13 protein-coding genes and 1 pseudogene are annotated in these 12,736 nt (G+C 51.5%); 3 read left to right on the forward strand and 11 right to left on the reverse strand.

Annotated features, from left to right (window positions below):
- Nucleotide 1 precedes the first annotated feature (1 nt).
- The gene (gene dcd, locus JZM24_RS00430; protein WP_215668202.1) at nucleotides 2-583 is read right to left on the reverse strand and encodes a dCTP deaminase; all 582 of its coding nucleotides are present in this window, start codon (nucleotides 581-583) and stop codon (nucleotides 2-4) included.
- A gap of 80 nt (nucleotides 584-663) precedes the next feature.
- Entirely contained in the window at nucleotides 664-1,305 is a 642-nt protein-coding gene (gene udk, locus JZM24_RS00435; RefSeq protein WP_215668203.1) for a uridine kinase, read from the reverse strand.
- A 139-nt stretch (nucleotides 1,306-1,444) separates the two neighbouring features.
- On the opposite strand from udk, the gene JZM24_RS00440 reads away from it, so the two are divergent.
- On the forward strand, nucleotides 1,445-1,681 hold the full coding sequence (locus JZM24_RS00440) for a phosphatase PAP2 family protein (protein WP_215668204.1): 237 nt from the start codon (nucleotides 1,445-1,447) through the stop codon (nucleotides 1,679-1,681).
- 34 nt (nucleotides 1,682-1,715) lie between these two features.
- Here JZM24_RS00440 and JZM24_RS00445 read toward each other — a convergent pair.
- From JZM24_RS00445 to JZM24_RS00460, 5 genes and pseudogenes are all read right to left on the reverse strand, one after another.
- Nucleotides 1,716-2,909: pseudogene (locus JZM24_RS00445) on the reverse strand (IS3 family transposase).
- Between the two features lie 75 nt (nucleotides 2,910-2,984).
- On the reverse strand, nucleotides 2,985-3,134 hold the full coding sequence (locus JZM24_RS19570) for a DUF333 domain-containing protein (RefSeq protein WP_376775499.1): 150 nt from the start codon (nucleotides 3,132-3,134) through the stop codon (nucleotides 2,985-2,987).
- A 570-nt stretch (nucleotides 3,135-3,704) separates the two neighbouring features.
- On the reverse strand, nucleotides 3,705-3,998 hold the full coding sequence (locus JZM24_RS00450; protein ID WP_215668205.1) for an MFS transporter: 294 nt from the start codon (nucleotides 3,996-3,998) through the stop codon (nucleotides 3,705-3,707).
- 17 nt (nucleotides 3,999-4,015) lie between these two features.
- Nucleotides 4,016-4,951, reverse strand: a complete 936-nt coding sequence (locus JZM24_RS00455) for an MFS transporter (RefSeq protein WP_312884987.1) — start codon at nucleotides 4,949-4,951, stop codon at nucleotides 4,016-4,018.
- Nucleotides 4,952-5,078: 127 nt separating this feature from the next.
- The gene (locus JZM24_RS00460) at nucleotides 5,079-6,590 is read right to left on the reverse strand and encodes a sulfatase-like hydrolase/transferase (RefSeq protein ID WP_215668207.1); all 1,512 of its coding nucleotides are present in this window, start codon (nucleotides 6,588-6,590) and stop codon (nucleotides 5,079-5,081) included.
- A gap of 157 nt (nucleotides 6,591-6,747) precedes the next feature.
- Between JZM24_RS00460 and JZM24_RS00465 the strand changes: the two genes are divergently transcribed.
- Nucleotides 6,748-7,668 (forward strand): LysR family transcriptional regulator, encoded by a 921-nt coding sequence (locus tag JZM24_RS00465; protein WP_215668208.1) that lies wholly within the window; start codon nucleotides 6,748-6,750, stop codon nucleotides 7,666-7,668.
- 59 nt (nucleotides 7,669-7,727) lie between these two features.
- Here JZM24_RS00465 and JZM24_RS00470 read toward each other — a convergent pair whose 3' ends face one another.
- From JZM24_RS00470 to JZM24_RS00485, 4 genes are all read right to left on the reverse strand, one after another.
- Entirely contained in the window at nucleotides 7,728-8,864 is a 1,137-nt protein-coding gene (locus JZM24_RS00470) for a sulfatase-like hydrolase/transferase (RefSeq protein WP_215669940.1), read from the reverse strand.
- Entirely contained in the window at nucleotides 8,809-9,462 is a 654-nt protein-coding gene (locus JZM24_RS19055) for a sulfatase-like hydrolase/transferase (RefSeq protein ID WP_215668209.1), read from the reverse strand. The genes JZM24_RS00470 and JZM24_RS19055 overlap by 56 nt, the downstream gene beginning before the upstream one ends.
- Before the next feature lie 154 nt (nucleotides 9,463-9,616).
- Nucleotides 9,617-9,805, reverse strand: a complete 189-nt coding sequence (locus JZM24_RS00480; RefSeq protein ID WP_215668210.1) for a hypothetical protein — start codon at nucleotides 9,803-9,805, stop codon at nucleotides 9,617-9,619.
- 82 nt (nucleotides 9,806-9,887) lie between these two features.
- Entirely contained in the window at nucleotides 9,888-10,787 is a 900-nt protein-coding gene (locus JZM24_RS00485; protein WP_215668211.1) for a hypothetical protein, read from the reverse strand.
- A gap of 622 nt (nucleotides 10,788-11,409) precedes the next feature.
- Here JZM24_RS00485 and JZM24_RS00490 point away from each other — a divergent pair.
- Nucleotides 11,410-12,723, forward strand: coding sequence for a sulfatase family protein (locus tag JZM24_RS00490; RefSeq protein WP_246579826.1), 1,314 nt, complete (start codon nucleotides 11,410-11,412; stop codon nucleotides 12,721-12,723).
- Nucleotides 12,724-12,736 lie beyond the last annotated feature (13 nt).

Genomic DNA, 12,736 nt, shown 5'->3' on the forward strand with positions numbered 1-12,736 from the left:
TTCAGTCCTTATCGATCCGGCTGGCCACGGCGCCTTGCTGATTGCGGTATTTGGAATCTTCGCGCCGGTTATAGGGGCGGGCCGCGGGACCGCTCAAAGGTTCAAAGCTCAGGGCACCTATCAGCATGCCGGGGCGCAGCGCCAGCGGCAACTTACCTGAATTATAGAACTCCAGCACGATTCTACCCTGCCAGCCGGGGTCGATCCGATGCGCGGTCACGTGTACCATGAGACCAAGACGCGCCAGTGAGGAGCGTCCGTCCAGCCAGCCGACCAGATCATCAGGCAGCGTAACCGATTCCAAGGTGACTGCCAGCGCTAGCTCGCCTGGATGCAGGAAAAAGGCTTCGCCTTCGGCCAGTTGGATTTCGTCGCTCATCACCCGGTCCAGCGCCGCGGTCACTTCATCTTTTGGCCCGCTGAGATCGATATACGCCGCAGTATGCCCCCGGAAAACCCGAAACTGGTTACCCAGTCGCACGTCCACCGTCGCCCCGTTAATCCTTTCTCTCGGCGGGCGCGGCGCGATGTCCAGCCGGCCTTCATCCAGCCAGATCTCAATATCACGGTCACACAGTCTCATCGCTTGTTTCTCCATATGGGCGTGATGGTAGGGTTGCCGCCCGTTCGGCAGCCGGCCAGGTCTCAAATACTACACGGGAATTATTCGAAAAACTGACTGATTTTTGCTTTTAAAATGTCGATAGCAATCCGGTTTTTACCGCCGCGCGGGACAATGATGTCGGCGTATTGTTTCGACGGTTCAATAAACTGCAAAAACATCGGCCGCACGGTGCGCTGATATTGCTCGATAACGGAGTCCATCGATCGACCGCGCTCATTGACATCGCGTTTCATGCGGCGCATCAGGCAAATATCCAGCGGCGTATCAACAAAAATAGAGAAATTCATCTCCTGGCGCAGGCGCAAATCGGTCAACAGCAGGATCCCTTCCAGAATAATGACTTTCTTAGGCCGCAGGTGAAGGGTTTCAGGACGGCGGGTATGTTCTACATAACTGTAGACCGGCATTTCAATCGGCAAGCCCGCCTTCAGCATCTGGATATGTTGAAACAGCAGGCTGTGGTCCATGGCGCTCGGATGGTCATAATTGGTTTTGACCCGTTCCGTCATGGTCAAGCCGCTTTGATCTTTATAATAGCTGTCTTCGGGGATGATGCCGATATGCTCATCGCCTACCTGGTCGCACAACTCCCGATACAACGTGCTGGCGATAAGACTTTTTCCTGAGGCGGATGCGCCGGCAATGCCGATAATAACGCACTGGTGGGGCTTGTCAGTCATACAATCAAAGGCCTGATAATCTGAGTATGCCTCTGCGGTGAGGCTGCAATTTACGCGGCAATTATAGGGTGCGGGGCAAACACACGCCAGCATTACCGGACACAGGACAGCCTGGCGGGGATTTTTTTTGCCGCCGGTCATGCTCTGGATCCTATTTAGCCGCGCGCGTCCTGTTCCACGCGGTGCGGCGGTGGTAGGAGGCTATCTATTGGCGTTGGCTATTGGCGTTTCACGGTTGGTCATTCAGGCGCATTCGCTGTCTGAAGTCGTGTCCGGTCTGGCGTTAGGCTACCTGATAAGTACTTCTTTCCTGCTGATGCAATTCAGTCGGCATACGCATATTCGTTTCCTTACTAACGGCCAAATTGTGGCGTGATCTTGCCCCGCCATCTCCGTACAGCTTTTGTATCTTAAGTTAACAAAGCCCGCTGCCGCCGGTATTCTCTCGGAGAGTGATATCCCAGCGCGCTGTGCGGATGGTTTTCATTGTAATGCGTGAACGCTGCTGCAAGGTTTCGCAGGGCTGTTCTCGCATCCGGTTTTGGCATGAACTCGATATAGTCTTCCTTCATCGTCTTCACGAACCGTTCGGCCATGCCATTGCTCTGCGGGCTGCTCACCGCTGTTGTGCAGGGCTCCAGATCCAGTTCTCTGGCGAACCTCTGCGTTTCATGCGCGGTATACGCTGAACCGTTGTCCGTCAACCACTGCACCGCTGTATCGGGTAACCTGTCGCCGAAGCGCTTTTCTACCGACCTCAGCATCACATCCTGCACGGTCGAACTGTCGTAGCCTACAGTGCTCGCAGCCCAGTCTATGGCCTCTCTGTCGCAGCAGTCCAGTGCGAAGGTGACCCGCAGTTTTTCACCGTTGTCGCAGCCGAACTCGAAGCCATCTGAACACCAGCGCATATCGCTTTCTGCCACCGCGATCCTGCCCTTATGCTCACGCCTCGGCCGCTCTGGTTTTCAATGTAATAACAGCAGGTTATGCTCACACATGATCCTGTAAAGTCGTTTCGCATTTACCGGCGGCAGTCCCTCTGCGCGACGTTGTTTACGCAGGATTCCCCACACCCGCCGATAGCCGTAGCTGGGCATATCGCTGATGATGTCGAGGATGTCCGACAGTATTTCAGCGTCTGTCCTGCCGTCGGCAGAACGCTTAATCCGCAGTGACAGCGGCGCACGCGACACGCTCATGGCGCGGCTGACCTGTGCTATTACAGAAACTTTGCGATCCCCGGCCTTTGGCAACAAGGGCGCGTGCGCTATCCATTTTCGTGACTGGCCGTACTCCACGGCTTCTTTTAGGATCTCAACCTCCATCGTCTTCTTACCCAGAAGGCGCTGGAGCTCCCGGACCTGCTTCAATGCAGCTGCAAGCTCAGAGGCAGGAACAACGTCCTCCCCGGCAGCCACGGCGGTGAGGCTTCCTTCCTGATATTGCTTTTTCCACTTAAACAGCAGGCTGGGCTGGATACCGTGCAGTCGTGCGAGATGGGAGACATTCATGCCGGGCTCCATCCTCTGCTGAATAATGGCCATTTTTTCCTGAGGAGTTTTACGTTTACGGACTTCTTGACCTAACAGGATCCCGGTCATATCAAAATTGGCGTTAGTGTTAGACATATATTCAAGCCTATCTCTTATCTGGAGATACAGCTACTGTCTGGTGTTTCAGGGGGATAAATCAGCGCCTAATTGCTCGCAATAGACTGACGCTGGATTCGCCATTCCTATAGGCGGTGTTGACGATGATTTCTCCGCCGTTGAACAGCCGCTTATTATGAATAAGGCAAATAGGGACAGGGTAATTAGTCGTTTCATAGGTCCTCATCATTCACATAAAGTGGCGTACTCACCCCGCCGCCGGATCCGGTTTGCGCCACCGCTATCTGGCTTTGACAGCTATGGCTTTTGCCAAGAGTGATGATCCTGCCGCAGACACACGGTATGATTCTGCCACAGCCGTTACTATACCCTTTTTTCATCAGTATTGAGGATGGTCAGTAAACATCCCCTGTCTTTGCCGGCCCGTTATGACGAGAGTCAATGTCACTGAAGAGTGCGTATCGGCGACCTGGTACAGAAGTCACCTACGCTTGTTTTTGTGAATGACGTCGGCAAAAACCTTCGCGAGACAATAACTTTCTTTGTTCAGCCACTTTGGTGGCAGGGCAATTAGCCCACTGCAGTGATAAAAGAACAGCGCATCCAAAAGGGCCTGAATAAAGCACCTTTACGTGCCCCAGTATCCCGGGGCAAATCATTGACGGCGATATTTGGCCAAGGGTTTGACCCCGGGAAAAGTGATGAGCAACCTACGCGTCCGGCGCGGTCAATAAAGCGCAGTACCTGATAAGACAGAATCTGGACGTTGATACAGGCCCTTTGTGATTAAGAGGCCGGTTTATTCTCCTCGGTCGCATTTCTCCTCAGGCCGGTTTTAGCGGCAAACAGCAGCATAGTGATCAAACTTATCGACAACATCAGGACGTTCACCAATAAACCCGTGCCAAAATCCCCGGTGAGATCTTTGACATAACCCATGGCCGTTGGGCCAAAAAAGCCCACCAGGTTGCCAATGGAGTTGATGACGGCGATACCGCCAGCCGCCGCAGGAGCCACCATAAACAGAGGGGGAAAGGTCAAAAAAACGGGTAAGACTGCAAACAGGCCCGCGGATGCCATTTTCAGTCCGACGACATTTAACAGCGCTCCCTCTTGCTGAATGCCGTAATGGCAATGCCGGCAATTGCCAGCAATAGCGGAGCCACAATGTGGAAGACGCGCTCGTTGCGGCGGTCCGAACGTTTTCCCCACCACAGCAGTGCCACCACTGCCGCAATATAAGGTATGACCGACAGAAAACCTGTGACGATAAATGAAAAGCCGGCATTCTTAATCAGTTGAGGAAGCCAAAAGTTGACCGTTGCATTGGCCATCGAGATCCCGAGAAAGATAAGTGCCAGACTGAGTACCAGCGGGTGTAAAAAAATACGGGAAACGCCGATGTGGGATTTATGCTTACACTCGCTAAAATCCTCATCCAGCGCTCGACGCGCGATGTGTTTTTCCTGTTGGGTCAGCCAGCTTACATCCTCCACTTTTTCCGGCAGACGTAATAACACAATGACACCGAGAATCAGCGCCGGGAAGGCTTCAATAATAAACAGCCATTGCCATCCTTCCAGCCCACTATGCGCGCCGCCAGCTAGAATCAGCCCCGATATCGGACCGCCGATAATGGTCGCCAGAGGATTTGACAGCAAAAGAAATCCGACGATCTGCGCGCGGCGTTTATTCGGGAACCACTGCGTCAGATAATAAAGGATGCCTGGATAAAAACCGGCCTCCGCCGCGCCTAATAGGAAACGCAAGGCAAGGAATGATTTTGCATCCCAAACAAATGCCGTACAGGCGGATAAAAGCCCCCAAGTGATCATGATGCGCGCAATCCAGCGTCTGGCGCCCACTCGAGCTAACATCAGATTACTTGGCACTTCAAAAATAAAATAGCTGATGAAAAAAATACCGCTGCCGAGACCGAAAGCGGTAGCGGATAAGCCTATATCCTCACGCATGGTTAAGGCGGCGAACCCGACATTTACCCGGTCAATGAAGGCGGCGAAATAGCACAGCACCAAGAAGGGGAGTAAACGTAAGGCAATTTTATTAAATGTTTTTTGATCACTTCGCTATCAGTATCTAATGTGTCCATAGGCTTAAGAGAGGTTTCCTGAGACATGATGTTCTACCTTTTTTTTTGTATTAACCGAAGCCGACAACCTGCCCCGGGTCAGACGCTGTTGCCAGCGGCGGGAAATGAATACCCCGCTGACCAGAAAGTCCCCGGTTGACGGGAGTGACGAATTCCGGAGTTTCGCAGCCGACCAAGTCGCCATTTTTGATCCATGCCAGATCGCTGCCGTAAAGCTCATGCCGTAGCGCCGCCCTCAGATCGGCGATGACATCCTGCAACGATTCTTGTCCGTAAAGATTGTGTTGCTCGCCGGGATCGTTGGCTAAATCAAACAGATGGAAATGATTGCCCGCCGGGTACCAGAGCAGCTTGAAGCGCCCATCGGTCAGCATCCGGGTGGCCAGCGCGCCTTCCAGGCTCTCGCCATAGAATGTGCTGCGCTGCTGCTCGCCTGTCATGGGAAGACCATCACAACTCTCCGGCACGGCGATATCGCACAGCGTCAACAGCGTCGGCATGATGTCCTGTAATCCCACCAGACGGTTATCCACGCTGCCGGGTTGAATGGACGTTGAATTCGCCCGATCGACAACAATCATCGGTATTTGCGCGGAGCCCTGATAAAAATAGCGTTTGGCATACATTCCGTGATCGCCAAGCATATCGCCATGATCGCTGGTAAAGACAATGATGGTGTCATCCAAAATGCCTTCCTCCCGCAGCGAACCTATCAAGATGCGAATTTGGTGGTCGATGTGGGTGCATTGCGCATAAAACGCGCGTCGCATATCGTCGTACTGTTCCGGTGGCAAAGGCGGTTTGAGCTGCTGATTAACGGCGAGCGCATAGGGAAGATCGTCCGCCCGTGACCAGTCGCTTTGCTGCGGGCCATCAATGTTGCGCTGACGATAGCGATCGAAATAGGCGCTGGGCGGCACGATAGGCGGATGAGGCTGGCTGTAGGAAACGTACCAGAATGCGGGGCGCGTAGGATCCCGGCGCCGAATATTTTTGGCGGCCGTTTGGGTTATCCAATTGGTCATATGCAGCCTTTCGTCGAGATGCCACGTCCGCCAGCTGTATTCGTTGTTGCTCATCCCATGCATAAACTGCTGACCGGCGAAGCCATTTTCCGCCAGGAAAATTTCATAATCGTCCACGCCGCCCAGATGGCTGCGCCCCTCTTCGGCGATGAAGGCTTCTTCAAAACCAATACGATCGCGCGTCGGGTAAACATGCAGTTTTCCGGTGGCGGAGGTTTGATAACCTGCGCGCGTAAACGCGCCCGCAAGCGTAGGCATAGCCGGCATTGGCAGAGCAGGCTGGAAGATGCGATCGCCGTGTTTTCTCGACGTCGCTCCGGTCATGATCGTTCTGCGCGCCGGGATGCAGATAGGGCAGGGGGACCAGGTATTGGGAAAATGAACGCCCGAACGCGCCAAATTATCAATGGTGGGCGTTTCAATGAAACGGTTACCTGCAAAGCCAAACAGGTGCCCAGGCCATTGATCCACCGTGATAAACAGTACATGGGGGCGTTTGATTGGCGCGCTCGCCATCTCTGTGGTGTTTTCGCTCATTTTTTTCCACTCTTTCCGATGATGATGGTGTTATTGCTGGCTCTGGAAACGATTCCCCGGGTGACAGTGTTGCCATTAAAAATGATATGTAATAAAAAATGAGCTACAAATTAGATTTACTAATTACTTATGTATTAACTTCACCAAGGTCACAGTTATGGATCAAAAAAGTTTAACGTCATTTGTCGTGCTGGCTGAAGAGTTGCAATTCAGCCGCGCGGCAAAACGGCTTTACGTCACGCAATCAGCGCTCAGCCAGCAGATCGCCCGCCTCGAAAAACAGCTGTGGGTTGAACTTTTTGAACGCACCAAACGTAGCGTCCGTTTATCAGAATGCGGGCATGTTTTCTTGCCGGAAGCGCAGAAAGTGATTAACGATATGGCGACAGCGGCGGAAACCGCCCGACGTGCTGCGCGGGGACAAGTAGGAAAAATAGCCATTGCCTATGTTGACGCGGCACCGTTTAGTTTGCTTTCGCCGCTGGTCATGCATTTTCGTAAAACCTTTCCGGATGTCGAATTAGTGCTGCATGAGATGACTTCCGCCGAGCAATTTGACGCGCTACAGGATGACCGCATTGATATTGGACTGCTGCTGCCGCTTTACGAGGCGGAATGGATGCGATCCGCGACCCTGCTGCGGGAACCTTACGTGGTGGCGATGCATGAAGCGCACGACCTGGCGGCACAGCCTGAGATTCATATCCGCGCGTTAATCCAAGAAAAATTTCTCTTCACCTCCAAGCAAAAGGCCAAATATATCTACAGCAATTGGGATGCCATATTCGCCCGTCATGGCATGCTGCCGATAGTGGTCCAGGAAGTGAATCAGTTGCACGCCTTGCTCAGCCTGGTCGTGGCTGGTATGGGAATGGCGTTTCTGCCATTGTCTGTGGCGCAAAATAACAATCATGGGGTGGTTTACCGTCCTATTGGCGGTATTGATTCTCCCAGCGCGCAACTCAATATTGCCTGGCGAGACGGTAGAAATAACACCCTCATCGGGCACTTTATCCACACCGCGAGGCAGGTTAGCGCAAGGTTCAAGGGGGAGAAGGAATCATTAACGGCGCGATGAACGCGCCGCTGAAAATAGAGGCCCGGTGACGCCTGGCCTCGAATCCGAAGTCGTCCGCTTTAGTGCGGTGCGGGCAAGACATCCTCCATGCGGTTGAATTTATAAAAGAACGGGACGGGATCGATAACGGAGGGATTACTGTATTTTTGCGCTTCTTGTTGCCACAACGTTTTCATCTCTGCCAGTTTTTCGGGGTACTTGGCCGCGAGGTCATTGGCTTCTGAATAATCGTTAGCCGTATTAAATAACTGCCACTGGTCAGTCGCGTAATCGGTGCCTATCCGATGCATAGCCACCGCACGCCAATCACCCTGGGTGATGGCTCTCTGCCCACGTAGCTCAAAATACTGGACATCACGGGTTTTTGCCGTAGCGGAAGTAAACGTTGGCAGGAACGATTTACCGGCTACCGGTATTTGCTTCACGCCCTGAACCTCATCGGCAAATTGGGTGCCGGCGGCGTCCAGGATCGTCGGCGCCAGGTCAATAACGCTGACATACTGGTGGCGAATGGCGCCCGGGGTCTGAATGTGGTTGGGCCAGGAGACAATCATCGGGGTGCGAATGCCGCCCAGATACGGCCATAATTTATAGCGGCGGAAAGGCGTGCTGCCCGCATAGGCCCACGGACGTTGATAAAGCATATCCGTATCAGGGCCGCCCGCTTCATCGAGATGCGCATCCATTTCCGCAACCGTCGTCTTGTCCCCGTAAGCGTGACGGAAACCACCGTTCGGACCGCCTTCGGAAACGGCGCCGTTATCGGTGATAAACATCACCAGGGTATTATCAAGTTGTTGGGTCGATTTTAAATACGCAACCAGTCTGCCGATTTGTTCGTCGGTATGGGTGATAAACCCGGCATAGGTTTCCATGAAGCGGCTGAAAACGCGTTTGTGTTGTTCATCCAATGAATCCCATGCGGCATCGCCTTTCTCACGCGGCGGAAGAACGGTATTTGCCGGGATCACGCCCAATTTTTTCTGACGCTCAAAACGTTCGAGCCGCAGCTTATCCCAGCCCTGACTATATTTGCCTTTGTAAGCCTCGATATAGGATTTAGGAACCTGTAGCGGCGAATGCGCCGCGCCAAAGGCTAAATAGACAAATTTAGGTTTATCCGATTTTTGTTTGAACGCATTAATGGCGTGATCGACCGAAAGGTGATAGCCAGGCTGGTTTGGGAAGTTCTTTATTGTTTTCTACCAAATCCGGATGATATTGCGGCGAATGACCGCCCAGGAATCCATAGTAATAATCAAAGCCCCGCTGTTTTGGCCAGAATGTCTGGTTGCGTTCCGGCGCATCCTTGTACTCAGTGGCCATATGCCATTTACCCAGGGCAAAGGTGGCATACCCGGCGGTTTGTAACGCCTGCGACACATTTTGTGCATTGACTGGCATCTCGCCGCTATTGGCCGGACCGGCGCCCAGGGGAGTGTCAGGGGACGGTGCCGGGGTACCTTTCGGCGGTAATTCTTCCATATTGACGGTTTGATTATTACGTCCTGTCATGAGGGCCGCGCGAGTGGTGGCGAACATTGAACTGGTATCAAAACGGTTATAGCGCAGCCCTGAGTAAGCCAGCAAATCGATATTAGGCGTTTTAATTTCAGAGCCAAACGCGCCAATATCGCCAAAGCCCATGTCGTCTAACACAATCATAATTACGTTGGGCTGTTTGTTCTGGTCTGTGTTAGCGGGCGTTTGTACCGCCGCCGCACAGGAGGTTATTAACAACCCGGCGATGGCGGTGCCGGTGCCGGTGCCGGTGCCGGTGCCGGTGGCGAGCATACCGGGCCTTTTTTCTGTGGATAACGCGGGAGTACGTTAATTTGCCCACTCTCTGCCTTCTCGTGCGAGTGGCGGAATTGTCGCAGCTGGTCGTTATGTACTGAGCTTATAAGTGTTCTCATTGGGTAATACCTTCTTAGAATAGGGACGGAGTTTAAATGTCCCACTGGAATTCAATACGGGTGATATCGTTAGCGTTTTCTTCCCAGGTGTATGACAACCAGGCGCGCAGGTTCGGTGAGCCAAACCAGTATTCCAGCTGTGGCGTGAGACTTACTCCGCCAAATTCATCATAGGTGTTATACAGGATGTAACTGAACCCCGACGCCTTTACGGGAAACATTTGCGCACCCATGGTTGCCGAATGGCCCAGGCCACCCTTAGCCCAGCCGCGCTTTTTGATTAATGCCTTGGACTCACTCTTATCACGCTTTGAATAAGCGGTTTGTCCGACGAGACGATATTGGCCCCCCCACGTTGGCATAACCCGCCAGCGCCCAGGTAAGCAACGAGGTGCTGTCGCGTGCATATCTTGAATCGGCATTTTTGGTGTCGCCGCGGTTTGTTGCCGCGATATCGACGTTACCTACAATGCTGGTGCTGCCTACCGTTACGGAAGGCTGACCGTTATGTACCGAGGCGTAGACGCCATAATCGCCGGGGCGGAAACTGTAGAGATCGTCGGTTTGATAGCCGACATCCACACCAAAAATTTTGGAGGTCCGGTCGTAGCTCCCCGCGAGGAAAAGATTATCAGGGAACTGTTTTTTATAGAGGAATTTGCCAGCGTTTTTCACGCCAGCATCGGCCTGAGTATCCAGCAGCCCCTGCGATCCCATATCTACCGCAAAGAAACTCCAGGTTGCAGTGTGTTTACCGTACATAAAGGCGCCAAGATCGTCATGAGAAATCCCCACCCTGAACTGTTCCCATTTAACGGTGTCATCGAAGTCGTTAAATTCATTGATGGTCTTGCCATGCAGGCGACTATAATTTTCTTGTCCACGCATCCAGAAATCACCCACGAATGCGGTCTTATCAGCAAAGTAAGTTTTCCCCCGAAGCCGGCCATTTAATTGAAGGTATTCGGCATGGCGGGCATTTTCGTTTGTGTATGAGCCTTTGAGGCGAAATGTCGCATACCAGCGTGAATCCTTCGATAAATCGGTTAACGCGGGCACCGTACTTCCTTTTTTATCGGAGAGGTAGTTTTCAACGACATCATCCCGGATGCTGGCTTTATTTTCATCAGCATAGGCAATCCCTTTAAAGAACAAAGAGGCGATCGTCAAAGCAAGGAGAGAACGTGTTATTTTTATATTCATGATAATTTGCCAGAGTTTTTGTTATTTCGGCTGCATGGGAAATAACAACTGCAGCCGAATCAACAATGGTGATCATTATTGCGCGCAGCAGGCACGGTGATGAGACAGCGACAATTCATGCGCGTAATTTAATTTTTCGTCGTGTGTCTTCCTTAACAGCTAAAGTGAGGATCCTGCTAAAAGGACTGAATCATTGAATGATGCTTTTCTCCTATTAATGATGATGGCGAACTCAGGGCAAAAAAACCTAAATCGAAAAAGGCCAACAACACCTTCCCCGATTTAGGTTTTGCCTGCTCTTGGCAGTGACAATCCTTAATCTGATGTCCTTATAAAGCTATTAAATCTAGTTAGCAAGTTTTTTTAGATAAACATCAGTCTGTGAGACGACTCACTTTTCAAACATCGGCTAGTGCGAACGGTATTGGGATATAACCTGTGAATAAATGAGATCACTATCACAGTTTTGAATATGTGACATTGTCCTGCGGAATTTGCATGTTAATCTCGGCGAAAGTTGGGTTGTTACTGCATTTCGATGCAGGCAAAACCAGATAAACTTTCTTTGCATTTAAGGAAAGGTTTATCTGGTTTTTTGGATTCTTTGTCTGGCAGGACGAAAATGATGAAACGAATTCTGGCCCCTGGATTGCTGGCAATGCTAATTGCACAGCCATCGCCAGCAGCGGATTTCTCCGCGCAGGTGCAAAGTCAGCGCCCCAATATCGTGTTGATTCTCGCGGAAGATATCAATTCACGGTTGGGGGTCTATGGCGATCCGAATGCGCTCACGCCCAATATTGATGCCCTGGCCCTGGATTCCGTGTTGTTCACCCGCGCGTTTACTATGGCAGGTGTCAGTGCGCCTTCCCGCGCCGGATTGATTACCGGGATGCCGCAACAGGCTACCGGCTTGCTGCATATGAGAACCTCCACCTACCAACATAAATATCAGGGTGTACCCCCATCTTACGTAAAAGCGTATCCGGAGCTGTTGCGTGCCAACGGTTATTTTACCTATAACGATACGAAAACGGATTACCAATTTTCAGATGGTCATGCGGATGTCGGACCCTTTTCTCTATGGACCGAGCATGGATCTTATGCCAATCTTGAGGACCTAATGGTACCGGCAGCCTGGGAAAACTATGATTTAGAAGGGAAACCCTTTTTCATTAATCTCAACCAGCAAATCACCCATGAATCAGGCATTTTCACCGCGCAAAATGTGGCTAAAATCGAGCCCGCTTTTAAAGAATTGCTCGCGCTATGGGATAAACTGCGCGCGCATTACACCTTGCCTGAGATCGACCCCGATAAATTAAATATCGATCCTTACTGGAAAGATACGGTAGAGGTGCGTAATGAATTGTCGTTATTTTATAAGAATATTAACGTCATGGATCAGCAGGTCGGTAATATCCTCAGCAGGCTTAAGAAGGATAAACTCTGGGACAACACAATAGTCATTTTTGCTGCCGATAATGGCGACGGTTTACCCAGGCATAAACGTGAAGGATATGATTCGGGAACGCACGTTCCTTTAATCATGCATGTGCCGGAAAAATACCGACCATTGGGCTGGAAAGGCCGGGGAGAAAAAGATGACCGGCTGATTTCCTTTGAGGACCTGGCGCCGACAATACTCGGATTTAGCGGCACAAAAATACCTTTTTATATGAAGGGAATTAATTTATCAAGAGACGCTCCTCCTGAGCGAAAGTATATTTTTTCCGCCCGAGGTCGCATGGACGATATAAATCTTCGCTCCTATTTTGTACGTGACAAAAATTATCAGTATGTCCAAAATATCGATAAAACGCCAAATGGCGAAAACATTGCCTTTCGAGATGTGCTGGATACCACGAAAGCGCTGAACGTAGCGCACCAGCAAGGCAGGCTTAGATACCGCTCAGGAACAGTGGTTTGCTCCTAAAGAGGCAGAAGAA

The sequence above is a fragment of the Candidatus Sodalis endolongispinus genome (genome assembly GCF_018777395.1).
Classification (GTDB): domain Bacteria; phylum Pseudomonadota; class Gammaproteobacteria; order Enterobacterales; family Enterobacteriaceae; genus Sodalis_B; species Sodalis_B endolongispinus.

What these genes read in the sequence shown, in the direction of transcription:
- JZM24_RS19570 (WP_376775499.1), bottom strand. Translation starts at nt 3,134, where the DNA reads ATGAAACGACTAATTACCCTGTCCCTATTTGCCTTATTCATAATAAGC.
- JZM24_RS00465 (WP_215668208.1), top strand. Translation starts at nt 6,748, where the DNA reads ATGGATCAAAAAAGTTTAACGTCATTTGTCGTGCTGGCTGAAGAGTTG.
- udk (WP_215668203.1), bottom strand. Translation starts at nt 1,305, where the DNA reads ATGACTGACAAGCCCCACCAGTGCGTTATTATCGGCATTGCCGGCGCA.
- dcd (WP_215668202.1), bottom strand. Translation starts at nt 583, where the DNA reads ATGAGACTGTGTGACCGTGATATTGAGATCTGGCTGGATGAAGGCCGG.
- JZM24_RS19055 (WP_215668209.1), bottom strand. Translation starts at nt 9,462, where the DNA reads ATGCTCGCCACCGGCACCGGCACCGGCACCGGCACCGGCACCGCCATC.
- JZM24_RS00440 (WP_215668204.1), top strand. Translation starts at nt 1,445, where the DNA reads ATGCTCTGGATCCTATTTAGCCGCGCGCGTCCTGTTCCACGCGGTGCG.
- JZM24_RS00490 (WP_246579826.1), top strand. Translation starts at nt 11,410, where the DNA reads ATGATGAAACGAATTCTGGCCCCTGGATTGCTGGCAATGCTAATTGCA.
- JZM24_RS00485 (WP_215668211.1), bottom strand. Translation starts at nt 10,787, where the DNA reads ATGAATATAAAAATAACACGTTCTCTCCTTGCTTTGACGATCGCCTCT.
- JZM24_RS00480 (WP_215668210.1), bottom strand. Translation starts at nt 9,805, where the DNA reads ATGTTTCCCGTAAAGGCGTCGGGGTTCAGTTACATCCTGTATAACACC.
- JZM24_RS00450 (WP_215668205.1), bottom strand. Translation starts at nt 3,998, where the DNA reads ATGGCATCCGCGGGCCTGTTTGCAGTCTTACCCGTTTTTTTGACCTTT.
- JZM24_RS00460 (WP_215668207.1), bottom strand. Translation starts at nt 6,590, where the DNA reads ATGAGCGAAAACACCACAGAGATGGCGAGCGCGCCAATCAAACGCCCC.